This is a genomic window from Sphingomonas folli (assembly GCF_019429525.1).
Lineage (GTDB): Bacteria > Pseudomonadota > Alphaproteobacteria > Sphingomonadales > Sphingomonadaceae > Sphingomonas > Sphingomonas folii.
In genome coordinates, this window is the sequence record NZ_JAHXZL010000001.1 from 398,737 (window position 1) to 421,449 (window position 22,713).

Consider the following 22,713-nt stretch of genomic DNA (forward strand, 5'->3'; position numbering starts at 1 on the left):
GGCGTCGCTCAGCCCGGGTAGGCGAGGAAGGCGGGCAGCGCCGCGGCGCGGAGCGACAGCGCCGCCAACGCGGGCGCGCGCTGCAGCGTCACGACGTCGGGCACGGTCGCGCGGGTGAACTGCCACGCGATCGCCGCGGTGATGTCCGCCTGCAGCGGTCGACCCTCGGCGTGCCACTCGTCGATGTCGGCGAAGCTGGCGTCGAGCATGGTATAGGCCGCGATCAGCTGCGCCTGGATCCGCTCGAGCCAGGGCTGGTGCTGCTTCTCGACCGGACGGAGGCGGCGCTCATAGGCGATCTGCATCGTCTTCTCGCACGCGGCCAGCGCCAGGCCGATGATGCGCTGCGCCGCGACATAGTCGCCCGTCGCCGCCGGCATGAGATGACGCGCGGCTGGCACGAGCCGCTCGGCGACCGCCAGGATCAGCGTGGAGTCGACCAGCTGCGTACCGTCGTCGAGCACCAGCGTCGGCGCCTTCACGAGCGGGTTGATCGCGGCGAAAGCGTCGAGGTCGCGGAACACCGACAGGGGTTCTAGCGCGAAGGGCACGTCCATCATCGCCAGCGACACCGCGACGCGGCGGACATAAGGCGAGTCGAGCATTCCGATCAGGCGCATCATCGTCTCCGCCGCGGCTCGCACGGGCGGGCGCGAGCGCGTCGACCCGCGCTAGGTCGGGCGCGATGGCCTGTCACCTCGGGGCTGACCCGTCATGGTCGAGGTCGCGCGCCGCCCGCTCAGCGTAGCCGCCGTGCGAGCAGGACTAGCAGCAGCCCGCCGACCGCGAGCGCGCTGCCGTAATCGGCCCATACCCGCTGGTCGAGCATGAAGCTCGACCGCGGCCAGTGGACATAGCCCAGCCCCTGGCCGATCCAGAGCAAGCCCATCAGCGCCATCGCGACGCCGAGCACGATCAGGACCGGCCGGAGGCGCATCGCGTCAGCGCTGCGCCAGGGGCACGTAGCCGCGCTGGGTCGGCCCGGTGTAGAGTTGGCGCGGGCGGCCGATCTTCTGGTCGGGATCGGTGATCATCTCGTTCCACTGCGCGACCCAGCCGACGGTGCGCGCCAGCGCGAACAGCACGGTGAACATGCTGGTCGGGAAGCCGATCGCCGAGAGGATCACGCCCGAGTAGAAGTCCACGTTGGGGAACAGCTTCTTCTCGACGAAGTAATCGTCGTTGAGCGCCAGTTCCTCGAGACGCAGCGCGGTCTCGAACAGCGGGTCCTGCACGTTGAGCGCCTCGAACACCTCGCGCACGGTCTTCTGCATCACCGTCGCGCGCGGGTCGTAGTTCTTGTAGACGCGGTGGCCGAAGCCCATCAGGCGGAACGGGTCGTTCTTGTCCTTGGCGCGCGCGATGAACTCGGGGATGCGCTCGGGCGTGCCGATCTCGTGCAGCATGTTGAGCGCGGCCTCGTTGGCGCCGCCGTGCGCCGGGCCCCACAGGCAGGCGATGCCCGCGGCGATGCAGGCGAACGGGTTGGCGCCCGACGAGCCGGCGAGCCGCACCGTCGAGGTCGAGGCGTTCTGCTCGTGGTCGGCGTGGAGGATGAAGATCCGGTCCATCGCGCGCTCGACCGCGGGGTTCACCTCATAGGGCTCGGCCGGGACGCCGAACGTCATCCGCAGGAAGTTGCCCGTGTAGCTCAGCGAGTTGTCGGGGTAGAGGAAGGGCTGGCCGACGCTGTACTTATACGCCATCGCCGCGATCGTCGGCATCTTCGCGATCAGCCGGTGCGACGCGATCATGCGCTGCTGCGGGTCGTGGATGTCGGTCGAATCATGGTAGAAGGCGCTGAGCGCGCCGACCACGCCGCACATGATCGCCATCGGGTGCGCGTCGCGGCGGAAACCGCGGAAGAACTGCGCCAGCTGCTCGTGCACCATGGTGTGGCGCGTGATCGTGTGCGTGAAATGGTCGAGCTCGCCCTGGTCGGGCAGCTCGCCGTTGAGCAGCAGGTAGCAGACCTCCATGAAGCTCGACTGCTCGGCCAGCTCGCCGATCGGGTAGCCGCGGTGGAGCAGCACGCCCTCGTCGCCGTCGATATAGGTCAGCTTCGACTGGCACGAGGCGGTCGAGGTGAAGCCCGGGTCGTAGGTGAAGGCGCCGGTCTGCGCGTAGAGCTTGCGGATGTCGACCACGTCGGGGCCGACCGACCCCGACAGCACCGGATACTCGAGCTCCTTGCCCGACAGGGCGAACTGGGCAGCTTCGGTCATGGATGATCTCCTGTCAGGCTTGGTGGTCCGCGATCCGAGCGAGGCTCTCGTCGCGTCCTAGAAGGACGAGTACGTCGAAGATGCCGGGCGAGGTCCTGCGCCCGGTGAGGGCGGCGCGGAGCGGCTGGGCGACCTGGCCCAGCTTGACCCCGGCCTCCTCGGCCACCTGCCGCACCGCGGCTTCGGTCGCCTCCGTATCCCAGTTGTGCACCGCGTCAAGCGCGGCGTGCAGCCGCGCCAGCAGCGCGGGCGCGTCGCCGGCCAGGAGCGGCGCGGCGTCCGGCTCGATCGCGAGCGGACGCGTTGCGAACAGAAACGCGGTACCCTCGGCGAGCTCGTTGATGTTGGCCGCGCGCGGCTTGAGCGCGGGCATCGCCGCGGCGAGCGCGCCGCGGCGCGTGTCGTCATGGTCGAAGCCCAGCTTCTCCGCGACCAGGTCGGCGAGCCGCGAGTCCGCGCTGGCGCGGATATAATGACCGTTGAGATGCTCGAGCTTCTTCAGATCGAACCGGCTCGGCGACTTGCCCACGGCGTCGAGGTCGAACCAGCGGATCGCGTCCTCGCGCGCGATGATCTCGTCGTCGCCGTGGCCCCAGCCGAGCCGCAGCAGGTAATTGTCGAGCGCCTCGGGCAGGATGCCCATCTCGTCGCGATAGGCCTCGATCCCGACCGCGCCGTGACGCTTGGAGAGCTTGGCGCCGTCGCTGCCGTGGATCAGCGGGATGTGCGCATAGACCGGCTCGGGCCAGCCGGCCTCGCCCGCCGCCTTGGCGATCGCGTCCATCGCGCGGTAGATCGGCAACTGGCGAAAGGCGTTGTTGAGATGGTCGTCGCCGCGGATCACGTGCGTGACGCCCATGTCATGGTCGTCGACCACCACCGCGAGCATATAGGTCGGCGTGCCGTCGGAGCGGAGCAGGACGAGGTCGTCGAGCTCCGCGTTCTGGACGGTCACCTCTCCCTGGACTCGGTCGTGGATCGTCGTCGCACCCTCCGTGGGCGCGCGCAGACGGACGACATAGTCCTGGCCGCTGGGCCAGTCGGTGCGGTCGCGCCACGGCGAGCGGATGCGCAGCGGCTGTTTCGCCGCCTGCGCGGCGGCGCGCATCGAGTCGAGCTCCGCGCCGGTGAGATAGCAGCGATAGGCGTGGCCCGCCTCGATCATGCGGTGCGCCACCTCGGCGTGGCGGTCGGCGCGGGCGAACTGATACACCTCCTCGCCGTCCCACTCGAGCCCGAGCCAGCGCATGCCGTTCAGGATGGCCTCGATCGCGGGCTGGGTGGAGCGCGCGCGGTCGGTGTCCTCGATCCGGAGCCGGAAGGTGCCGCCGTGATGGCGCGCGTAGAGGAGATTGAACAGCGCGGTGCGCGCGCCGCCCAGGTGAAGGAACCCGGTCGGTGACGGGGCGAAGCGCGTGACGACGGCGCGCTCGTTGATCTCGGTTGCGCTCAAGCGCGCGTGCTCCCAGGCTGGATGGTCGGATGGCTCGATCGGCCGCGCCCGCCCCTAGCAAAGCCTCTCTCCCGCATCAAATCGCGGCCCAGGTCGGCAACGCTTTGGAACGTTGGCTCGAGGCCGAGCGCGATCAGACATTCCTGTGGTTGCCGGTGGCGTTGGGTGCGGGGGCGGCGGCATGGTTCGTGCTGCCGGAGCGGCACGACTGGCTCGCCCTGATCCTGCTCGCGCTCGGCGTCGCGTCGGCCGCGGGGGCGAGCTGGCGCGGCGGGCGCGTGGCGCCGTTCGCGACGATGCTCGCGCTGGGCGTCGCGGCGGGGACCGGGCTGGCCTGGGCGCGCGCGGGACGGGTGGCCGCGCCCACGCTCGATCGCGCCGCGGTGGTGCGGCTCGCCGGCGCGGTGGAGAAGGTCGAACCGCTGCCCGCGCGCGGGCTGGTACGCGTGACGCTGGGGAGCCTGCGCTGGGAGCGGCCGCCGCGCCGCGCGCCGCTGCGCGTCCGCGTGAACCTGCCGCAGCATGCGGTGCCGGCGACGCTGGGCGGCGGGGCGGGGATGACGCTGCGCGCGCGGCTGATGCCGCCCGCGCCGCCGGCGGTGCCGGGGGCCTATGACGCCGCGCGCGCGGCCTGGTTCGACGGCGTGGGGGCGAGCGGGCGCGGCTTCACGCCCGTCGGCCTGCGCGGCGTGGGGGCGCCCGGCGTGCGTGACCGCCTCACCGCGCATATCATCGCCGCGCTGGCGGGCAGCGCCGGCGGGATCGCGGCGGCGCTGGTGACGGGCGACATGGGCGCGATCGACGACGCCGACTCGCTCGCGATGCGCCGCGCCGGGCTGGCGCATCTGCTCTCGGTCAGCGGGCTGCACATCACCGCGACGGTGGGGATCGTGATGGCGGCGGTGCTGCGGCTGCTGGCGCTGTCGCGACGGCTGGCGCTGACCGGGCTGCTCCCGCTGGTCGCCGCGGGTGCGGGGGCGGGGGCGGCGATCGGCTATACCTGGCTGACCGGCTCGCAGGTGCCGACGATCCGCAGCTGCGTCGCCGCGCTGATGGTGCTCGCCGCGCTCGCGCTCGGACGGGAGGCGCTGACGCTACGCCTGGTGGCGATGGGCGCCCTGGTCGTGCTGCTCGCCTGGCCCGAGGCGGTGGTGGGGCCGAGTTTCCAGCTCTCCTTCGCCGCGGTGGCCTCGATCGTCGCGCTGCACGAGCACCCGCGGGTCCGCGCGGCGCTGCTCGCGCGCGACGAGCCACGGCCGCGCAAGTGGCTGCGCGAGGCGGCGTCGCTGCTGGTGACGGGGGCGGTGGTCGAGCTCGCGCTGATGCCGATCGCGGTGTTCTACTTCCACCAGGCCGGCGCCTATGGGGCGATCGCCAACATCGCCGCGATCCCGCTGACCACCTTCGCGATCATGCCCGCGGTCGCGCTGGCGCTGCTGCTCGACGCGCTCGGCTGGGGCGCGCCGGCCTGGTGGGTGGCCGGACGTGCGATCGCGCTGCTGCTGTGGATCGCCCACACCGTCGCCGCGCTGCCCGGCGCGGTGCGTGCGATCCCGGCGATGCCGCTCGGCGCCTTCGCGACGATGGTGGCCGGCGGGATCTGGCTCACCTTGTGGCGGACCCGGTGGCGCTATCTCGGGGTGGCGCCGCTCCTGGTCGGTGCGGCATGGACGCTGGCGACGCCCGCGCCGGACCTGCTGGTCACGGGCGACGGCCGTCACCTCGCGGTGCGGCAGGCGGACGGTGGGCTGGCGCTGCTGCGCGATCGTGCCGGAGGCTACGTCCGTGACGTGCTCGCGCAGAACGGGGGGCTCGCCGGCGTGCCCGGGCTGCTCAGCGAGTCGCGCGAGGCGCGCTGCAACCGCGACCTGTGCTGGTGGCAGCGCCGTGTCGCCGGGCGCTGGCGCCGCGTCCTGGCGACGCGCAGCGGCTACAATGTGCCCATCGAGCGGCTGGCGGCGCTATGCGCGGCGGCGGACGTGGTGGTGAGCGAGCGACGGCTACCGCGCCGCTGCCGCGCGCGCTGGCTCACGCTCGACCGCGTCGCGCTGGCGCGCACGGGCGGCGTGGCCATCACCTTCGCGGACGAGCGCGTCGTGACGGTCCGGCTGGCGAGAGACGATCACCCCTGGATGGTGGTGCAGGAGATGCCGCAGCACGCTCCCGCGCGCGCAGGATCGCGGGCCCGTTGACACTGGGCGCCACGGCCCCGTCGGCGAAGCGCTCACCGACGCGCGCCGCGGGCGGCCTCTACCGTGCCCGCAGCCCGGGCGCGCCCCCCGGGCTCAATCGTAGCGGCGCAGGATCCCCGCCAGTTTGCCCTGCACGCGCACCTGCGTCGGCGCGTAGCGCTGCGGGTCGTAGGAGCGGTTCGCGGGGTCGAGCCGGATCATCGCGCCCTCGCGGCGAAAATATTTGAGCGTCGCCTCGCTCTCGTCGATCAGCGCCACCACGATCTCGCCGTCGCGTGCCACTTCCTGGCGGCGGATCAGCGCATAGTCGCCGTCGAGGATGGCGGCGTCGACCATCGAGTCCCCCGCCACCTCCAGCGCGAAATGCTCGCCGCTGCCGAGCAGGGCGGCGGGGACGGGCAGGGTGGTCGCGCCCTCGAACGCCTCGATCGGCACGCCGGCGGCGATGCGGCCGTGGAGCGGGATCTCGACGATGTCGTTGGCGGGCACCATCGGCTCGACCGGCGCGCGCTTGGCGGGAACGGCGGCGCGCTTGGGCTCGCCGCGCTCGGGTGCCTTGAGCACCTCCAGCGCGCGCGCGCGATTGGGCAGGCGACGGAGGTAGCCGCGCTCCTCGAGCGCGCTGATCAGCCGGTGGACGCCCGACTTGCTCTTCAGCTCGAGCGCGTCCTTCATCTCCTCGAACGAGGGCGACACGCCGCTCTCGGCGAGCCGGTCCTCGATGAAGCAGATCAGCTCGTGCTGTTTGCGCGTCAGCATGTCCACACTCCTATCGCGAACGGATGCGGAACCTTTATGGAACACCGACGGCCTCGTCAAGCGATAGCGAGGATATCCGCCGAGTCGCCCGCGCGCGCCGCCGCGGCATGCGGCGGGCGCACGATCAGGCAGGTCGAGCGCGCCAGCGTGCGCAGCATCGAACTGTCCTGGATCGTCGAGGCATAGGCGCGGCCCCCGCGCAGCTCGGCGCGCAGATAGTCGCTGCGCTCGCCGTTGGCGGGCAGGTCCTCACCGAGGAGGGCGCTGGTCGTCGTCGGGAAGGGATCCGCCGCGCCGGCGAGATGCGCCACCAGCGGGCGGACGAACAGCAGCGCGGTGACGAAGGCCGAGACGGGGTTGCCGGGCAGTCCGACCACCGCCAGCCCGCCGCGCCGCCCCGCCAGCATCGGCTTGCCCGGGCGCAGCGCGATCCGCCAGAAGTCGAGCGTCACGCCCGCCGCCTCCAGCGCGGGGCGCACTAGGTCGTGGTCGCCGACCGAGGCGCCGCCGGTGGTGACGAGCAGGTCGGCGTCCACCGCGGCGAAGGCCCGGGTGAGCGCGTCGAGCCGGTCGGGCAGGATGCCGAGGTCGACGATCTCGACGCCAGTGTCAGCGAGCAACGCGCGCAGCAGCAGCCGGTTGGACTCGGGCAGTGCCTCACCCTCGGTGCCGGGCTCGACCAGCTCGTCCCCGGTCGCGGCGAGCGCGACGCGCACCGGCCGCGCCACGTCGACCCGGCCGACCCCGCCGGTCGCCGCCACCGCGAGCCGCGCCGGGGTGAAACGCTCGCCGCGCGCCACCAGCACGTCGCCCGCGGTGAAGTCGAGCCCGCGGGGGCGCACGTTGCGCCCGCGTCGCGCCGGTCCCTCGCCGTCGAGCGCGACATGGTCGTCGTCGCGGCGCGCCTCCTCCTGGACCAGCACGGTGTCGCTGCCCGCCGGCATCACCGCGCCGGTGAAGATCCGTGCCGCCTCGCCCGAGGCGATCTCGCCGGCATAGGGCGATCCGGCGGCGCTCTCGCCGACGACGGTCAGCGGCCCGGGCAGGTCGGCGAAGCGTAGGGCATAGCCGTCCATCGCCGAGACGTCCCGCGCCGGCTGGGTGCGTCGCGCCACCACCGGCGCTGTCGCCCAGCGGCCGAGCGCCTCGGCCAGCCCGACCTCGACCGTCTCGACCGGCGTGCCCAGCGCGAGCACGCGTGCCTGTGCCTCCGCGACGGGCAGCAGCCCCGGCCCCGGCATCGGCGCCATCAGGCGCGCCAGTCGCCCGAGCGCCCACCGCTCTTGGCGAGCAGGCGCACCCCGCCGATCACCATGGCGCGGTCGAGCGCCTTGGCCATGTCGTAGACGGTGAGCAGGGCCACCGAGACCGCGGTGAGCGCCTCCATCTCCACGCCGGTCTTCCCGTCGGTCGCGACCGTCGCGGAGGCGGTGACGCCACCCGCGTCGACCGCGAGATCGAGCGCGACGCGGCTGATCGGCAGCGGGTGGCAGAGCGGGACGAGCTCGCTGGTGCGCTTGGCCGCCATGATCCCGGCGACGCGCGCCACCGCGAGCACGTCGCCCTTCGCGATCGCGCCGTCCCTGATCGCGGCGACCGCCTCCGCCGACATGTCGATCCGCCCGGTCGCGATCGCCTCGCGCCGGGTCACCTGCTTGCCGCCGACGTCGACCATGTGCGCCGCGCCGGCCGAGTCGAGATGGGTGAGCCCGGCCATCTCAGCCGACCAGCGCGCGCGTCGCGGCGGCGACGTCGGGCTGGCGCATCAGCGCCTCGCCGATCAGGAAGCAGTGGACACCGTGGTCCGCGAGCGAGTCGAGGTCGGCGCGCGTGCTCAGCCCGCTCTCGGCGACCAGCAGCGTCCCGGCAGGGGCGCGCTCGGCCAGCTCCCAGCTGCGCCCCACGTCGACCTCGAAGCTGCGCAGGTCGCGGTTGTTGACCCCGATCAGCCGCGAGCGCAGCCGCGCCGCGCGCTCCAGCTCGGCGGCGTCGTGCACCTCGACCAGCACGTCGAGCCCCTGCTCGATGGCGGCGGCCTCGCACTCGGCGAGCAGCGCGTCGTCGAGGGCGGCGACGATCAGCAGGATCGCGTCGGCGCCGATGCTGCGCGCCTCCAGCGCCTGCCACGGGTCGACGGTGAAGTCCTTGCGCAGCACGGGGAGGGCGGAGGCGGCGCGCGCGGCGACGAGATAGTCCTCATGTCCCTGGAAATAGGGCGCGTCGGTCAGCACGGAGAGGCAGGCGGCCCCCGCCGCCTCATAGGCGCGCGCGTGCGCCGGCGGATCGAAGTCCGGGCGGATCAGGCCCTTGGACGGGCTGGCTCTCTTGATCTCGGCGATCAGCGCGTGGCGTCCGGCGGCGACGCTGTGCTCCAACGCCGCCCGGAAACCGCGCGGCGCGCTCTGCGCCGCGGCGCGGGCGCGGAGCTCGGCCTCGCTGGTGGCGGCGCGGCGCGCGCGCACCTCGTCGCGCTTGGTGGCACAGATCTCGGCGAGGATGGTCATGCGTAGGCGATCCAGCGGTCGAGCAGCGCGCCCGCGTCGCCGCGGTCGAGCGCCTCGGCGGCGCGCGCGGCGCCATCGGTGAGGGAGGAGTCGCGCCCGGCGAGGACCAGTGCCGCGGCGGCGTTGACGAGCACCGCGTCGCGATAGGCGCCGCGCTCGCCGCCCAGCAGCCGGCGCAGCGCGAGCGCGTTATAGGCCGGGTCGCCACCGCGGATCGCGAGCGTCGGGTGGCGCGCGACGCCGGCGTCCTCCGGGGTGATCCGCGACGGCAGCGCCACCGCGCCGATCGAGACCACCTGGGTGGGCCCGGCGCCCGAGATCTCGTCGAGCCCCTCCTCGCCGGCGACGACCAGCGCCGCCTCGCTGCCGAGCTGCTCGAGCGCCTCGGCGTAGATCGGGGCATAGTCGGGCCGCGCGATGCCGATCAGCTGGCGCGTGACGTGCGCCGGGTTGGCGAGCGGCCCCATGAGGTTGAAGATCGTGCGCCGCCCGACCCGGCGGCGGATCGGCGTGATACGGCGCATCGCGGGGTGGTGGTTGCCCGCGAACAGGAAACAGATGCCGAGGTCGCGCAGCGTCGCCTCGGCCTGCGCGCCGGCGCGCTCCATGTCGAGCCCCAGCGCCTCGAGCGTGTCGGCCGCGCCCGCCTTGGACGAGGCGGCGCGGTTGCCGTGCTTGGCGACCGGCACGCCGCAGGCCGCTACCACGAGGCTCACCGCCGTGGAGACGTTGAGCGTGTGCTGCCCGTCGCCGCCGGTGCCGCACACGTCGATCGCGTCCGCCGGCGCGGCGATCGGGATCAGCCGCTCGCGCAGCGCGCGCGCGGCCTCGGCGATCTCGACGCTGGTCTCGCCGCGCAGCGCGAGGTGGAGCAGGAAGTCGGCGATCGCCTCCTCGCTCGCGCGCGCGTCGAGGATGTCGGCGAACGCCTGCGCCGCGCTCTCGCGCGACAGGGGGGATGTCGGGTCCGGCAGCAACGTGAGCGTCGTCACGCCGCCGCCCGGGCGCGGTGGTCGATGCCGGCGAGCCGGAGGAAATTGGCGATCAGCGCATGGCCGTGCTCGGTGGCGATGCTCTCGGGGTGGAACTGCACCCCGTGGATCGGCAGCTCGCGGTGGCGCAGCCCCATCACCGAGGCGTCCGCGGCGGTGGCGTTGACCGCGAGGCTGTCGGGCACGTCGGTGACGATCAGCGAGTGATAGCGCGTGGCGGTGAAGGGCGAGGGCAGGCCTTCGAACACGCCGCTGCCGTCATGCTCGACCGGGCAGGTCTTGCCGTGCATGAGCCCGCCCCGCACGACGCGCCCGCCGAAATGCTGGCCGATCGCCTGGTGGCCGAGGCACACGCCGAACAGCGGCCGGCGCGCCTCGGCGCAGGCCGAGACGAGCTCGAGGCTGATGCCCGCCTCGTTGGGCGTGCACGGCCCCGGCGAGATCAGGATCGCGCGCGCGCCGCTCGCCAGCGCCTCGGCCGCGGTCAGCTCATCGTTGCGCACCACGCGCACCTCGGCCCCCAGCTCCATCACGTAATGGACCAGGTTCCAGGTGAAGCTGTCGTAATTGTCGACCACCAGGATCATGACCCCGCCATAACCGATGCGGGGCGCATCGCAACACGTCGCCGCGCCGCGCCGGCGAAAGGAATCTTGCGCGTCGGCAAACAATCGACATAGCCGGGCCATCACCGGCGCGGAGCCAGTGCCTGTCGCACGCGTTGTGGTCAGCGAGGAGAAGGTCGATGCTGCGTAGCTTAGTCGTGATGGTCGCCGGTCTCACGCTGCCGCTCGTCGCCGCCGCGCAGACCGAGAGCGCGGGCGATACCGGGCGGACGCCGCAGCGCGTGCGCAGCGTGACGCTCTCTGGCAACGAGCAATGCCCCAAGTCGCAGGGCGACGAGGTGGTGGTGTGCAGCCGCATCAACCCCGAGGAACAGTTCCGCATTCCCAAGGAGCTGCGCAACACCGCCGAGCCGGCGGCGAAGAACCAGGCCTGGACCAACCGCGTCGCGGTCGCCGACCGTGCCAGCCGGGTCAACGGCGGGGTGCCGGACAGCTGCTCACCGGTCGGCGCGGCGGGTCAGTCGGGCTGCGCGCTCGCGATCAACAACGCCTTCGCCGCCGAGAAGCGCGCCGCCGAGAAGAACGACACGATGATCCCCGGCGGGCGGTGAGTCGCGCGGTGGCGGGACGGAGGGTAACGTCGTCCCGCCTTGCTGCGGGATGACGGCGGCCGCTGGAGCCGGGAGCGATCCCAACCCCTCACTGACCGAGGACTGGTCCGCTCGCCTGCCGGATCGCCTCGCGCGCGGCGGCGAGAAGTGCCCCCGACTTGGCCTCGCACTCGCGCTGCTCCGCCGCGGCGTCGCTGTCGGCGACGATGCCCGCGCCCGCCTGGACGTGGATCATGCCATCCTTGACCACCGCGGTGCGCAGCACGATGCACGAGTCCATCGAGCCGTCGGGCGAGAAATAGCCGACCCCGCCGGCATAGGCGCCGCGCTTCTCCGGCTCCAGCTCGGCGATGATCTGGCAGGCGCGCACCTTGGGCGCGCCGCTCACCGTGCCCGCCGGGAACCCCGCGAACAGCGCGTCGATGGCGTCGTGCTTCGGATCGAGCCGGCCCACCACGTTCGAGACGATGTGCATGACGTGGCTGTAGAACTCGATCCCGTAGCTGTCGGTCACCTGGACCGTGCCCGGCGCCGCGACGCGGCCGACGTCGTTGCGCCCGAGATCAAGCAGCATCAGATGCTCGGCGCGCTCCTTCGGGTCGGCGAGGAGGCGGTCGCGGTGGGCGGCGTCCTCCGCCGCGGTGCGGCCGCGCGGGCGCGTCCCCGCGATCGGGCGGATCGTCACCTCGCCGTCGCGCGCGCGCACCAGGATCTCCGGGCTGGAGCCGGTCAGCGCGAAGCCGGGCAGGTCGAGGTGGTAGAGGAACGGCGAGGGGTTGATCCGTCGCAGCGCGCGGTAGAGCTCGAACGCGGGGAGCGGGAAGGGCGCGGTGAAGCGCTGCGCCAGCACCACCTGGAAGATGTCGCCGGCGGCGATATAGTCCTTCGCCGCCGCCACCATCTCGCGGTAGCGCCCGGCCGGCAGCACCGGCGCGAGCGTCGGCTCGGTGGCGTCAGCCCGCGCGGGCGGGGGCAGCGCCGCGTGCGCCAGCCGCGCCTCGACCGAGTCGAGCCGCTCCTCGGCGCGCGCTACCACCGCGTCCGCGTCGTCGGGGCCGGGCCACACCGGGGCGACGAGGAACAAGGCGTCGGCGAGCCTGTCGAACACCAGCACGACGGTGGGGCGGACGAACATCAGGTCGGGAAGCCCGAGCGAGTCGGCCGGCGCGGCCGGCAGTTTCTCGACCAGCCCCACGGTCTCATAGCCGAAATAGCCGACCAGGCAGGCGAGCGTGCCGGGCAGCTCGGCGGGCACGTCCATCCGGATGCTCGCCACCAGCGCGCGCAGCGCCGCCAGCGTCGGCTCGGCGCAGGGCGCGAAGGCGGCGCGATCGTCGAGCCAGGCCCGGTTGATCTCGGCCCGCTCGCCCCGCGCGCGGAGCACCAGGTCGGGGGCGAGCCCGATCAGGCTGTAGCGCCCGCGCACCGCGCCGCCCTCGACCGACTCGAGCAGGAAGTCGCCGCGGCCCGGCTCGATCAGCTTGAGCGCGGCGGCGACCGGCGTCTCGGTGTCGGCGATGCGACGGCGCCACACCAGCGCGGGGCGGCCTCCCGCCAGCGCCGCGCGCGCCGCGTCGGCGCTACTGCGCCCCACCACCGACCAGATCCTGCTTGAGCTGCGCGATCGCGTCGTCGTAGCGCTTGGCACCCTGCAACTTGGCCACCGCGTTGGCGAACTGCTGCGCGTACTCGGGGCCGATGGCGCGGCCGAGATCGACGCGCGTGGCCTGGATCAGCGGCGGCTGCTTCGTCGCATCGCCCGGCACGACCTGGTCGAGCTTCAACACCAGCCACCCCTTGCCGTCGGGCGACGGCACCGCGCGCGCGCTGCCCGGCGCCATGCTGAACAAGGCGGCGAGCACCGGGTTGACCTGGCCGCGCGCGGTGATCTCGCCGCGCGACGCGCTGACCGGCTGCACCGGCGGCGCCTTCACCCCCGACGCCGAGAGCGCCGCGGGCAGTGCGGCGCCGCCGTTGACCTTCGCCACCAGCGCGCTCGCCGCCTGCTGCGCGGCCTTGGCGGCGCGATCGGCGGTGAGGTCGGCGACGACGCGCGCGCGCGCCGCGGCGAGCGGCACGGGGGTCGGCTGCACCACGCGGTCGAGCGCGACCACCGCGAAGCTACCGTCCTCGCCCAGGTTGACCGTGGTGGGCGTGTCGCCCTCCTCGGCGGCGAAGGCGGCGGCCACGATCGGCGCCATGCCGGGGTCGGCCGGGGTCTGCGGCTTGTCCGGGTCGGTGCCGTTCTGCAGCAGCGCCGGCGTGGTCTGCGCGGCGAGCTTCTGGTCGTTCACCACCTCGGTGATGTTGGCGTTATCGGCGAGCGAGTCGTCGACCTTGTCGCGGATCGCGCCGATCGCCGCCTTCGTCTTGCTGGCGCGCAGCTGGGTGACCAGCTCCTCGCGCGCCTGGGCCAGCGTCTTGCCGGGATCGTTCGTGACCTTGTCGACCCGCGCGACGACGAAGCCGATCGCGCCGCGGACCGGGCCGACCACCGCGCCGCTCGCCGCGGCCGCGATCGCCTGCGCCACCGCGGGCGAGGTCTGGGTCGCGAGCGCGCCCTGGTCGACGCCGGTGATCGTGCGCGGCTCCAGCCCGGCGGCGCGCGCCGCGGCGGCGAGCGGCGTCCCCGCCTTCACCCTGGCGGCGAGCGCGGCGGCGGCCTTCTCGTCGAGCACGGTCACCAGCGTGACGTCGCGCAGCGTCTTGGGCGCGTAGGTCGCCTTGGCGGCGTCATAGGCCTTCTGCACCTCGGCGTCGCTCGGCGTGACCTGGCCGGCGACCTGCTGCGGGCCGACCACGGCGTAGCGGATCACGCGCCGCTCGGCCGTGGTGTAGCGCGCGACGTTGCGTCGATACCATTGCTGCACCTCGGCGTCGCTCGGCGCGGCACCGCCCGGCGCGGCGGGCACGAAGGCGACCTGCCCGGTGCGGCGCTCGAGCAGCAGCGAGGCGTAGGTGAGCGCGAGCTGCTGCGGCACCTGGTGCGCGCCGATCGTCGGCTGGGTGAGGAACTGCACCATGATCTGGCGCGCGAACTGCGCCTGCACCTGCGCGTCGGTGAAGCCGCGCTGCGCGATCAGCCGCTCATAGGCCTGCTGGTCGAACTGGCCGGTCGCGCCGGCGAAGGCGGGGATCGCCTTCAGCTCGCTGCCGATCAGCGCGCGGCTGACGCGCATGCCCTGGTCGCGCCCGAACGTCTCCAGCGCGAGCGCGCTGACGTTGCGGTTGATCACCGCGTCGAGCCCGCCGAGCTGGACGAACTGCGCCATGTCGAGCGTCGGCTGCTCCTGCCGCACCTGGGTGAGCTCGTCGCGCGCCTGCTGGCGGATGTCCGCGGCGGTGACGTTCTCGCCGTCGACGCTGGCGATCGGGTGACCGACCAGCCCGGTGCTGCTCGCCAGCCCGGTCACGTCGCCGGCGGCGAAGGCCAGCGCGATGACGATCAGGACGCCGAAGGTGACGATCACGCCGACCTTGGAGTGGATGAGGCCGCGGAAGAAGGTGAGCATAAGCGAGCGGGAACCGGATCAAGGGGAACGCCGCGTCCTAGGGACAAGCCGAGGTGGCATCAAGCCGCGAGGCCGGTTATCGCGGGCCCGAAACGAGAGGGGGGACGGGATGACGCGTCGCAAGCTGGTCGCGGGCAACTGGAAGATGAACGGGAGCCGCGGCTCGCTCGGCGAGCTGGAGGCGATCGCCGCCGCGGCGCTCGCGACGCCGTCGGTGGACGTGATGATGGCGGTGCCCTTCACGCTGATCCAGCCGGCGTCGGAGCGCGTGCCCGCGCTGATGATCGGCGCGGAGGACGTGCACGAGGCCGACAGCGGCGCGCACACCGGCTGCGTCTCGGCGGCGATGGTGAGAGAGGCGGGCGCGCGCTTCAGCATCGTCGGCCATAGCGAGCGCCGCCACGACCAGCACGAGACCAGCCAGGACGCCTGGGCCAAGTCGGCCGCGGCGCACCGCCACGGCCTGCAGGTGATCCTGTGCTGCGGCGAGACGCTGGCGGAGCGCGACGCCGGCCGCGCCGAGCGCGTGGTACAGGCGCAGATCGAGAAGTCGCTGCCCGAGAATGCCGCGGGTGACTGGCTCACGCTCGCCTATGAGCCGCGCTGGGCGATCGGCACCGGTGCGACCCCGACGCTGGAGGACATCGCCGCGATCCACGCGATCGCGCGCGCCAAGATGCGCAAGCTGATCGGCGACGCGGCGAGCGGGGTGCGTATCCTCTACGGCGGCTCGGTGACGGGCGACAACGCGCGCGCGATCCTGGCGACGCCCGACGTCGACGGCGCGCTGGTCGGCGGCGCGAGCCTCACCGCGGCCAAGTTCGTGCCGATCATCGCCGCGGCAGATGGGGTGTAGCGGGGGGCTGGAACGGCGGGGCGGCGTTACCCGCGCGCTGCCCCGAGGGAGGCGCCGCGGTTCGGTCCAAGCGCTCTCTCTACTCCCGTCATCCCGAGCAGGATGAGGAGGGCGCGCGGCGACGGCGACCGTCACCCCCGACCCGCGCGCCTCAGCCGAACCGCGCCTTCAGCAGCGCATAGGCCGCGCGCAGGCCGTAGGCCTCGCCGCCGCGCGGGCGCGCCGGCTTGGCGGTCGGCCGCCAGGCGAAGGTATCGAGATGCGCCCAAGGCAGCGTCGCCGGCACGAAGCGGCGCAGGAACAGCGCCGCGGTGATCGCCCCCGCGAAGCCGCCGTCGGGGGCGTTGACCAGGTCGGCGACGTCGGACTTGAGCATCTCGTCGTAGCCGCCCCACAGCGGCAGCCGCCACAAGGGATCGCGCACCGTCTCCGCCGCGGCGAGCAGGTCGGCGGCGAGCGCCTCGTCCTGGACGAAGGTGGCGGGCAGGTCGGGGCCGAGCGCGACCCGCGCCGCGCCGGTCAGCGTCGCGAAGTCGATCAGCAGGTCGGGCGTGTCCTCGACCGCGCGCGCCAGCGCGTCGCCCAGGATCAGCCGGCCCTCGGCGTCGGTGTTGGTGTTCTCCACCGTCAGCCCGAGCCGGGTCGCCAGCACGTCGCCGGGGCGGAAGGCGCTCCCGGAGATCGCATTCTCCACCGCCGGGATCAGCACGTGGAGCCGCACCTTGAGCCGCGTCTGCATCACCAGCCCGGCCAGCGCGAGCGCGTGCGCGGCGCCGCCCATGTCCTTCTTCATCAGCCGCATGCCCGCGGCGGGCTTGATATCGAGCCCGCCCGAGTCGAAGCACACGCCCTTGCCGACCAGCGCCACGCGCGGGTGCGCCGGGTCGCCCCACAGCAGCTCGATCAGCCGCGGCGCGCGATCGCGGGTGGCCGCCTGGCCGACCGCGTGGATCATCGGATAGCCGGTCGCGAGCGCGTCGCCGCGCGTGACCGTGACGGTCGCGCCGTGCGCCCGCGCCAGCGAGTCCGCCTCGGCCTCCAGCTCGGCGGGGCCGAGATCGCTCGCCCCCGTGTCGACCAGGTCGCGCACGCGCGCGGTCGCGGCGGCGAGCCGCACCGTCTCGTCGATCGCGCCGACATCGTTGGTCAGCAGCACGCGCGGGCGCGCCGGCTCGAGCTTGCGGTAGCGCGCGAAGCGGTGCTGCGCGAGCAGCCAGCCGAGCCCCGCGGCGCCGAGCGTCGCGTCCCCGGCGAGCCGGTAGCTCCCCTCCGGCAGGGTCTCGCCGAGCGAGGCGATCCGCCACGGCGACACGGGCTGCTCGTCGCACACCAGCAGCGCGGCCCAGTCCTCCGCGCCCTCGCCGGGCAGGATCGCGCGGTCGCCGGCCTTGCCCGTCACGCGTGCCGCGGCCGCGGCGGCGCGCGCGCGCGGCGGCTGGACGGCGAGCCAGGCGTCATAGGCCTCGGGCGGGACGACGTGGAGCAGCCGCGCGGGCTGCCCGCGATCGGGCTGGAGGAGCGCGGAGAAGTCGATCATCGCGCGACCAAAGCAGGACTTGGCCGCGCGCGCAACGCGCGGTTCCCTTCGCCGGGCGGGCACCTTACATCGCCGCCATGACCACGCACACGACTCGCATGCTGATCCTCGGCTCGGGCCCGGCCGGGCTCTCGGCGGCCATCTACGGCGCGCGCGCCGGCATGGCGCCGATCGTCGTCCAGGGCATCCAGCCCGGCGGCCAGCTCACCACCACCACCGACGTCGAGAACTATCCCGGCTTCCGCGAGGTGATCCAGGGCCCCTGGCTGATGGAGCAGATGCAGGCGCAGGCCGAGCATGTCGGCACGCGGCTGATGTGGGACACGATCGTCGCGGTCGACCTGACGCGTCGCCCGTTCCGGCTGATCGGCGACGGCGGCGACGTCTACGAGGGCGAGGTGCTGGTGATCGCCACCGGCGCGCAGGCCAAGTGGCTCGGCCTCGACAGCGAGGACGCGATGAAGGGCAAGGGCGTCAGCGCCTGCGCCACCTGCGACGGCTTCTTCTACCGCGGCAAGAAGGTGGCGGTGATCGGCGGCGGCAACACCGCGGTCGAGGAGGCGCTGTACCTCACCAACCATTCCGACGACGTCACGCTGATCCACCGCCGCGACTCGCTACGCGCGGAGCGCATCCTGCAGCAGCGGCTGTTCGCACATCCGAACGTGACGGTGCTGTGGAACAAGGAAGTCCGGCAGTTCGTCGACGGTGGCGGCAACGCCGGCCTCGTCGCGCTGGAGCTCGAGGACACCCGCACCGGCGAGCATTCGCGGCTCGACGTGGACGGCGGCTTCGTCGCGATCGGCCATCATCCCGCGACCGAGCTGTTCCGCGGCCATCTCGCGCTCGACGAGGACGGCTATATCGCGGTGGAGACCGGCTCGACCCGCACCAGCGTGCCCGGCGTGTTCGCGTGCGGGGACGTGATGGACAAGGTGTATCGCCAGGCGGTGACCGCGGCGGGGACCGGCTGCATGGCCGCGCTCGACGCCGAGCGCTACCTCGCCGCCGCCGAGTTCGCCGAGGTCAGCGAGGCGGCGGAGTAGGGGTTCAGACCAGCGCCTTGCCCGCGACGAAGCGGGTCAAGGCGCCGAACGTCTCGAGCATCTCGCCGTCGACCTCATCGTCCTCGATGACGATCCCGAGCCGATCCTCCAGCTCGGTGAGCACGCCCGCGACCGCCATCGAGTCGAGCTCGGGCAGTGCGCCGAACAGCGGCGTGTCGGCGCGGAAGGCCTCGACTCGCTCGGGCGCCAGCGCGAGCACGTCGGCGAGCACCGCGCGCACCGTGGTCTCGACCTCATTCATGCCTTCCGGGACCACGCTGCCTCCTCGCTCGCGCCGCGGCGCGCGGCGATGCGCGCGGCGTTAGGCGGCGGCGCGGCGGAGCGCAACCGGGGGGTCGGCGGGAAGGGTTCGGCGCGAGGCTCCGGGTCCCTACCAGCGCGGCGGCACCGTGACGGCGCCAGGCTCGTCGGGTGCCGCCGCGCTATGAGACGGTCGCGAATGCCCCTCATACCCACCGTCATCCCGGACCTGCCCCGGCATGACGGGGAAGGTCGCGGTGACCCACGCCACCCTGGCCGCGGCGAGGCAGCACCGCGGACGCTACTGTCCGCGCGCGATCCGCTCTAAGGGCTGGCGTCATGGTCCCGCTCGATCCCGTCCCGCTGCCGATCGACCACGTCCTGCGCGGCGCACCCGACGCCGCCGCGCTGGTCGATCGCGCCGGCGTCCTGACCTTCGCCGCGGCGGAGGAGACGGTGGCGCGGCTCGCCGGCTGGCTCGCGGCGCGGCGACTCGACCCGGGGGCGCGCGTCGCCACCTGGCTGCCCAAGACGCGTGCGGCGTGCTGGATGCCGCTCGCCGCGGCGCGCGCCGGCCTGGTCCACGTGCCGATCAACCCTTCGCTCAAGCGCGCCCAGGTCGCGCACATCCTCGCCGACAGCGGCGCCGCGCTGCTGCTCACCCACGCGCCGCGCGCCGCCACGCTGGAGGGTGACGTGCCCGCCGGCTGTGCGCTCCACCTCGACGTAGGGGAAGGCGACGCCCTGCCGCGCTCCGCCGCCGATCCCGACGCGCTCGCCGCCTTGCTCTACACCTCGGGCTCGACCGGGCGCCCCAAGGGCGTGATGCTGAGCCATGCCAACCTCTGGCTCGGCGCGATCAGCGTGGCGGCCTATCTCGCGCTCACCCCCGCGGACCGCGTGCTCGGCGTGCTGCCGCTCAGTTTCGACTATGGCCAGAACCAGTTGCTCTCGACCTGGGCGGCGGGGGCGAGCGTGGCGCCGCTCGACTATCTGACGCCGCGCGACGTGGTGAAGGCGGTCGAGCGCGTCGGCGCCACCACGCTCGCGGGCGTGCCGCCGCTGTGGGTACAGCTGCTCGAGGCCGACTGGCCCGAGGCGACCGCCGCGCGGCTGACTCGGCTGACCAACTCGGGCGGCGCGCTCACCCCGGCGCTGGTGCGGGGGCTGCGCGCGCGCTTCCCCGCGGCGCGGCTCCACGCGATGTACGGGCTGACCGAGGCGTTCCGCTCGACCCAGCTCGACCCGGCGCTGATCGACGACCATCCCGAGTCGATCGGCCGCGCCATCCCGTTCGCCGAGGTGCTGGTGGTCCGCCCCGACGGCACCCGCGCCGCCGCGGACGAGCCGGGCGAGCTGGTCCACGCCGGGCCGCTGGTGGCGCAGGGCTATTGGCGCGATCCCGAGCGCACCGCGGCGCGCTTCCGCCCGGCGCCGGCGTTCGCGCGATCGGGGGGCACCGCGGTCTGGTCGGGCGACACGGTGGTGGAGGGCGCGGACGGGCTGCTCCGCTTCGTCGCGCGCGCCGACGAGATGATCAAGACCGCGGGCAACCGCGTCAGCCCGCAGGAGATGGAGGAAGCGGTGACCGCTGGCGGCGAGACGAGCGAGGCCGTCGCGCTCGGGGTGGCGGACGCGCGGCTGGGGCAGGCGATCCTGGTGGTCGCGCGCGGGGACGGGAGCGTCGAGGCGGCGCTGCGCGAGCGGCTGAAGCGCGAACTGCCCGGCTTCATGCAACCCGCGCGCATCGTCTGGCGGGCCGAGCTGCCGCGCACCGCCAACGGCAAGCTCGATCGCGCCGCGCTGCGGGAGGAACTCGCGTGAAGCCGACCGGCCCGCTGCCGCCCGCCTTCGCGCACCAGCGGGGCGCGCTGACGATCGCGGGCGAGGACGCCGCCGCGCTGGTGGCGGCGCATGGATCGCCGCTGTTCGTCTATGACATGAGGGCGGTCGCCGCGCAGGTGGCGCGCTTCCGCGCGGCGATGCCGGCAGCGGTCGGGCTGCACTATGCGATCAAGGCCAATCCGTTCGCGCCGCTGCTGGCGGTGATCGCACCGCTGGTCGACGGGCTCGACGTCGCCTCCGCCGGCGAGCTCGCCCGCGCGCTCGCGGTGAAGCCCGCCGCCGCGGTCAGCTTCGCCGGGCCGGGCAAGCGCGACGACGAGCTGGCGGCGGCGATCGCCGCGGGGGCGACCCTCAACGTCGAGTCGTTGGGCGAGGCGCGGCGCGCGCTGGCGATCGGGGAGCGGCTCGGCGTGGCACCGCGCGCGGCGGTGCGGGTCAACCCCGACGTCGAGCTGCGCGGCTCGGGGATGAAGATGGGCGGGCGCGCCTCCCCCTTCGGCATCGACGCCGACCACGCCGCCGCGGCGGTCAGGCTGCTGGTCGAGGGCGGCGCGACGTGGCGCGGTCTCCATATCTTCGCGGGCAGCCAGGCGCTCGACGCGGGCGCGGTGATCGAGACCCAGGGGGCGACCCTGGCGCTCGCGGCGCGGCTGGCGGACGAGGTCGGCGCGGCGCCGCCGCTCGTCAATCTCGGCGGCGGCTTCGGCGTGCCCTATTTCGCCGGCGACGCGGCGCTCGACGTCGAGCGGGTGGGCGCGGCGCTGGGCGAGGCGCTCGAGCGGCGCGCGGACGTGCTCGCGGGGAGCGACTTCGCGCTCGAGCTCGGGCGCTGGCTGGTGGCGGAGGCGGGGGTGTATCTCACCCGCGTCGTCGACCGGAAGGTGAGCCGCGGCGAGACCTTCCTCGTGGTCGACGGGGGGCTCCACCACCAGCTCGCCGCCTCGGGCAATTTCGGCACGGTGGTGCGGCGCAACTACCCGATCGCGGTGGCGGGGCGGATGGGCGCGGCGGGCGAGGAAGAGGTGAGCGTGGTCGGCTGCCTCTGCACCCCGCTCGACCGGCTCGGCGACCGCGTGCTGCTGCCGTGCGTCGCGGAGGGCGAGGTCGTGGCGCTGTTCCTCGCGGGGGCCTACGGCCTCACCGCCAGCCCGAGCGCCTTCCTCGGTCACCCCTCGCCGGGGGAGGTGGTGGTCGGCTGAGCCATCACGCCGCGGTCAGCACCCGCCTGGTCCAGGCGTCGAACAGCTGGGGCCAGTGCGATCCCGGCAGCTCGGGCGGGAGATAGGCCGGCCCGAAGCCGTGCCCGCCCTGCTGGAAGAAGTGCGCCTCCACCGGTACCTGCGCCGCCTGGCAGGCGGCGAGCATCGCCATCGGCTCGCTCACCGGCACGGTGGTGTCGTCGAGCGCGTGCGCGATGAAGATCGGCGGCGTGTCGCGGCGCACGCGCCGATCGGTGTCGAACCGCGCCGCCGCGCGCGCGCCGATGCGCATCCGGTCCCCCGTGATCACGGGATAGACCAGCCCGGCGAAAGCGGGGCGCGCCTCGCCCGAGTCGGCGTCGTCGACCGGTTGGTACACCGGGTCCATCGAGGCGGTGGCGAGGCTGGCGGCGAGCAACCCGCCCGCCGAGAAGCCGATCGTCCCCAGCTTGGCGGGATCGATGCCGTAGCGTGTCGCGCCGGCGCGGATCAGCCGCATCGCGCGCTGCGCGTCCTGGAGCGGCACGTCCTCGCTCTCCAGCCAGCCCTCGCCCGGCAGCCGATAGGCCAGCACGAAGACGGTGACGCCGAGCGGGTTGAAGGTGCGCGCGACGTTGATCCCCTCGTTCTCGACCGAGAGGAAACGATAGCCACCGCCGGGCATCGACAGCAGCGCGCGGCCGTCGGGCCGGCGCGCGCGATAGACGCCGACGACCGGCTCGGCCACGCCGCGCAGGTGCAGCTCGCGGCGCGGCGCGGTGCCCTCCATGCGGTTGTCGGGCGTGGGCAGGCGGCGCGGCGCGTTGGGCGGCTGCCGGGGCCACAGGCGGAAGCTCTCGGCGGGCGGCCAGGCGGTGGCCGGCGTCGTGCCCTGCGCGAGCGCGCGCGGCGCCGCGGCGAGCGTCGCCAGCCCCGCGGATGCGCCCATCATCGTGCGCCGATCGATCCGCATCTGCCCGCTCCCATCGCCATCGCGTGTGCGCGCGAGTCTATGGGAGGGCGGAGTGCGTAGGCAAGCGGCCGTCGCGCGCGGGATCGTCGCGCCGGATGGTTCACGCGGAGGCGCGGAGGCGCGGGGGCGCAGAGACGTCATGTTCGAGGGAGGCGACCGGGAGATCTCGACCCGTTCGATGTGGATGGGCGCGTTCGCCGGGA

21 protein-coding genes are annotated in these 22,713 nt (G+C 73.8%); 6 read left to right on the top strand and 15 right to left on the bottom strand.

What is annotated here, in order from left to right; genetic code table 11:
- Positions 1–8: 8 nt before the first annotated feature.
- The 4 genes from KZ813_RS01840 to gltX all read right to left on the bottom strand — a co-directional run bounded on the left by KZ813_RS01840 (position 9) and on the right by gltX (position 3,678).
- Positions 9–620 carry a glutathione S-transferase family protein gene (locus KZ813_RS01840; RefSeq protein WP_219753262.1) on the bottom strand — a complete coding sequence of 204 codons (612 nt, stop codon included), beginning with the start codon at positions 618–620 and terminating at the stop codon, positions 9–11.
- Positions 621–739: 119 nt separating this feature from the next.
- Complete coding sequence (locus KZ813_RS01845; RefSeq protein WP_219753419.1) at positions 740–937, bottom strand: hypothetical protein; 198 nt, start codon at positions 935–937, stop codon at positions 740–742.
- A gap of 4 nt (positions 938–941) precedes the next feature.
- A complete protein-coding gene (gene gltA / locus KZ813_RS01850) occupies positions 942–2,225 on the bottom strand; it encodes a citrate synthase (protein ID WP_219753263.1) in 1,284 nt (427 codons plus the stop codon).
- 13 nt (positions 2,226–2,238) lie between these two features.
- Positions 2,239–3,678: a glutamate--tRNA ligase gene (gene gltX, locus KZ813_RS01855; protein WP_219753264.1), complete on the bottom strand. Its 1,440-nt coding sequence runs from the start codon at positions 3,676–3,678 to the stop codon at positions 2,239–2,241.
- Positions 3,679–3,782: 104 nt separating this feature from the next.
- Here gltX and KZ813_RS01860 point away from each other — a divergent pair, with 104 nt between their 5' ends.
- The gene (locus tag KZ813_RS01860; protein WP_258046307.1) at positions 3,783–5,870 is read left to right on the top strand and encodes a ComEC/Rec2 family competence protein; all 2,088 of its coding nucleotides are present in this window, start codon (positions 3,783–3,785) and stop codon (positions 5,868–5,870) included.
- Positions 5,871–5,963: 93 nt separating this feature from the next.
- On the opposite strand, the gene lexA is transcribed toward KZ813_RS01860, so the two are convergent.
- Genes lexA through KZ813_RS01890 form a run of 6 tightly spaced genes read right to left on the bottom strand, consistent with a single transcriptional unit; the run spans position 5,964 to position 10,712 of the window.
- Complete coding sequence (gene lexA / locus KZ813_RS01865; RefSeq protein WP_219753266.1) at positions 5,964–6,629, bottom strand: transcriptional repressor LexA; 666 nt, start codon at positions 6,627–6,629, stop codon at positions 5,964–5,966.
- 56 nt (positions 6,630–6,685) lie between these two features.
- Positions 6,686–7,870, bottom strand: coding sequence for a molybdopterin molybdotransferase MoeA (locus tag KZ813_RS01870; protein WP_219753406.1), 1,185 nt, complete (start codon positions 7,868–7,870; stop codon positions 6,686–6,688).
- An 8-nt stretch (positions 7,871–7,878) separates the two neighbouring features.
- Entirely contained in the window at positions 7,879–8,346 is a 468-nt protein-coding gene (gene moaC / locus KZ813_RS01875; RefSeq protein WP_219753267.1) for a cyclic pyranopterin monophosphate synthase MoaC, read from the bottom strand.
- 1 nt (position 8,347) lies between these two features.
- Positions 8,348–9,133, bottom strand: coding sequence for an indole-3-glycerol phosphate synthase TrpC (trpC, locus tag KZ813_RS01880; protein WP_219753268.1), 786 nt, complete (start codon positions 9,131–9,133; stop codon positions 8,348–8,350).
- On the bottom strand, positions 9,130–10,125 hold the full coding sequence (trpD, locus tag KZ813_RS01885; RefSeq protein WP_219753269.1) for an anthranilate phosphoribosyltransferase: 996 nt from the start codon (positions 10,123–10,125) through the stop codon (positions 9,130–9,132). The genes trpC and trpD overlap by 4 nt, the downstream gene beginning before the upstream one ends.
- Complete coding sequence (locus tag KZ813_RS01890; RefSeq protein ID WP_219753270.1) at positions 10,122–10,712, bottom strand: anthranilate synthase component II; 591 nt, start codon at positions 10,710–10,712, stop codon at positions 10,122–10,124. The genes trpD and KZ813_RS01890 overlap by 4 nt, the downstream gene beginning before the upstream one ends.
- Positions 10,713–10,870: 158 nt before the next feature.
- Between KZ813_RS01890 and KZ813_RS01895 the strand changes: the two genes are divergently transcribed.
- Positions 10,871–11,302, top strand: coding sequence for a hypothetical protein (locus tag KZ813_RS01895; protein WP_219753271.1), 432 nt, complete (start codon positions 10,871–10,873; stop codon positions 11,300–11,302).
- An 88-nt stretch (positions 11,303–11,390) separates the two neighbouring features.
- On the opposite strand, the gene KZ813_RS01900 is transcribed toward KZ813_RS01895, so the two are convergent.
- Together KZ813_RS01900 and KZ813_RS01905 are read right to left on the bottom strand one after the other, a co-directional pair.
- Entirely contained in the window at positions 11,391–12,899 is a 1,509-nt protein-coding gene (locus KZ813_RS01900; protein ID WP_373369233.1) for an anthranilate synthase component I family protein, read from the bottom strand.
- Positions 12,883–14,814, bottom strand: a complete 1,932-nt coding sequence (locus tag KZ813_RS01905; RefSeq protein WP_219753273.1) for a peptidylprolyl isomerase — start codon at positions 14,812–14,814, stop codon at positions 12,883–12,885. The genes KZ813_RS01900 and KZ813_RS01905 overlap by 17 nt, the downstream gene beginning before the upstream one ends.
- Before the next feature lie 109 nt (positions 14,815–14,923).
- On the opposite strand from KZ813_RS01905, the gene tpiA reads away from it, so the two are divergent.
- Positions 14,924–15,670, top strand: a complete 747-nt coding sequence (tpiA, locus tag KZ813_RS01910; RefSeq protein WP_219753274.1) for a triose-phosphate isomerase — start codon at positions 14,924–14,926, stop codon at positions 15,668–15,670.
- Positions 15,671–15,821: 151 nt separating this feature from the next.
- On the opposite strand, the gene KZ813_RS01915 is transcribed toward tpiA, so the two are convergent.
- Positions 15,822–17,207, bottom strand: a complete 1,386-nt coding sequence (locus KZ813_RS01915; RefSeq protein WP_219753275.1) for a leucyl aminopeptidase family protein — start codon at positions 17,205–17,207, stop codon at positions 15,822–15,824.
- A 77-nt stretch (positions 17,208–17,284) separates the two neighbouring features.
- On the opposite strand from KZ813_RS01915, the gene trxB reads away from it, so the two are divergent.
- The gene (trxB, locus tag KZ813_RS01920; RefSeq protein WP_219753276.1) at positions 17,285–18,253 is read left to right on the top strand and encodes a thioredoxin-disulfide reductase; all 969 of its coding nucleotides are present in this window, start codon (positions 17,285–17,287) and stop codon (positions 18,251–18,253) included.
- Positions 18,254–18,257: 4 nt separating this feature from the next.
- On the opposite strand, the gene KZ813_RS01925 is transcribed toward trxB, so the two are convergent.
- On the bottom strand, positions 18,258–18,515 hold the full coding sequence (locus KZ813_RS01925; protein ID WP_219753407.1) for an acyl carrier protein: 258 nt from the start codon (positions 18,513–18,515) through the stop codon (positions 18,258–18,260).
- 338 nt (positions 18,516–18,853) lie between these two features.
- Between KZ813_RS01925 and KZ813_RS01930 the strand changes: the two genes are divergently transcribed.
- On the top strand, positions 18,854–20,338 hold the full coding sequence (locus KZ813_RS01930) for an AMP-binding protein (protein ID WP_219753277.1): 1,485 nt from the start codon (positions 18,854–18,856) through the stop codon (positions 20,336–20,338).
- A complete protein-coding gene (locus tag KZ813_RS01935; RefSeq protein ID WP_219753278.1) occupies positions 20,335–21,558 on the top strand; it encodes a pyridoxal-dependent decarboxylase, exosortase A system-associated in 1,224 nt (407 codons plus the stop codon). The genes KZ813_RS01930 and KZ813_RS01935 overlap by 4 nt, the downstream gene beginning before the upstream one ends.
- Positions 21,559–21,562: 4 nt before the next feature.
- Here the strand turns inward: KZ813_RS01935 and KZ813_RS01940 are convergent, their stop codons facing one another.
- The gene (locus tag KZ813_RS01940) at positions 21,563–22,489 is read right to left on the bottom strand and encodes an alpha/beta hydrolase (RefSeq protein WP_258046308.1); all 927 of its coding nucleotides are present in this window, start codon (positions 22,487–22,489) and stop codon (positions 21,563–21,565) included.
- Between the last annotated feature and the right edge of the window lie 224 nt (positions 22,490–22,713).

Coding starts and splice junctions, on each gene's coding strand:
- gltA (WP_219753263.1), bottom strand. CDS start 2,225: ATGACCGAAGCTGCCCAGTTCGCCCTGTCGGGCAAGGAGCTCGAGTAT.
- KZ813_RS01845 (WP_219753419.1), bottom strand. CDS start 937: ATGCGCCTCCGGCCGGTCCTGATCGTGCTCGGCGTCGCGATGGCGCTG.
- KZ813_RS01895 (WP_219753271.1), top strand. CDS start 10,871: ATGCTGCGTAGCTTAGTCGTGATGGTCGCCGGTCTCACGCTGCCGCTC.
- KZ813_RS01925 (WP_219753407.1), bottom strand. CDS start 18,515: ATGAATGAGGTCGAGACCACGGTGCGCGCGGTGCTCGCCGACGTGCTC.
- KZ813_RS01870 (WP_219753406.1), bottom strand. CDS start 7,870: ATGCCGGGGCCGGGGCTGCTGCCCGTCGCGGAGGCACAGGCACGCGTG.
- moaC (WP_219753267.1), bottom strand. CDS start 8,346: ATGGCCGGGCTCACCCATCTCGACTCGGCCGGCGCGGCGCACATGGTC.
- KZ813_RS01940 (WP_258046308.1), bottom strand. CDS start 22,489: ATGATGGGCGCATCCGCGGGGCTGGCGACGCTCGCCGCGGCGCCGCGC.
- KZ813_RS01840 (WP_219753262.1), bottom strand. CDS start 620: ATGCGCCTGATCGGAATGCTCGACTCGCCTTATGTCCGCCGCGTCGCG.
- KZ813_RS01905 (WP_219753273.1), bottom strand. CDS start 14,814: ATGCTCACCTTCTTCCGCGGCCTCATCCACTCCAAGGTCGGCGTGATC.
- lexA (WP_219753266.1), bottom strand. CDS start 6,629: ATGCTGACGCGCAAACAGCACGAGCTGATCTGCTTCATCGAGGACCGG.
- trpC (WP_219753268.1), bottom strand. CDS start 9,133: ATGACCATCCTCGCCGAGATCTGTGCCACCAAGCGCGACGAGGTGCGC.
- KZ813_RS01930 (WP_219753277.1), top strand. CDS start 18,854: ATGGTCCCGCTCGATCCCGTCCCGCTGCCGATCGACCACGTCCTGCGC.
- KZ813_RS01915 (WP_219753275.1), bottom strand. CDS start 17,207: ATGATCGACTTCTCCGCGCTCCTCCAGCCCGATCGCGGGCAGCCCGCG.
- trxB (WP_219753276.1), top strand. CDS start 17,285: ATGACCACGCACACGACTCGCATGCTGATCCTCGGCTCGGGCCCGGCC.
- KZ813_RS01890 (WP_219753270.1), bottom strand. CDS start 10,712: ATGATCCTGGTGGTCGACAATTACGACAGCTTCACCTGGAACCTGGTC.
- tpiA (WP_219753274.1), top strand. CDS start 14,924: ATGACGCGTCGCAAGCTGGTCGCGGGCAACTGGAAGATGAACGGGAGC.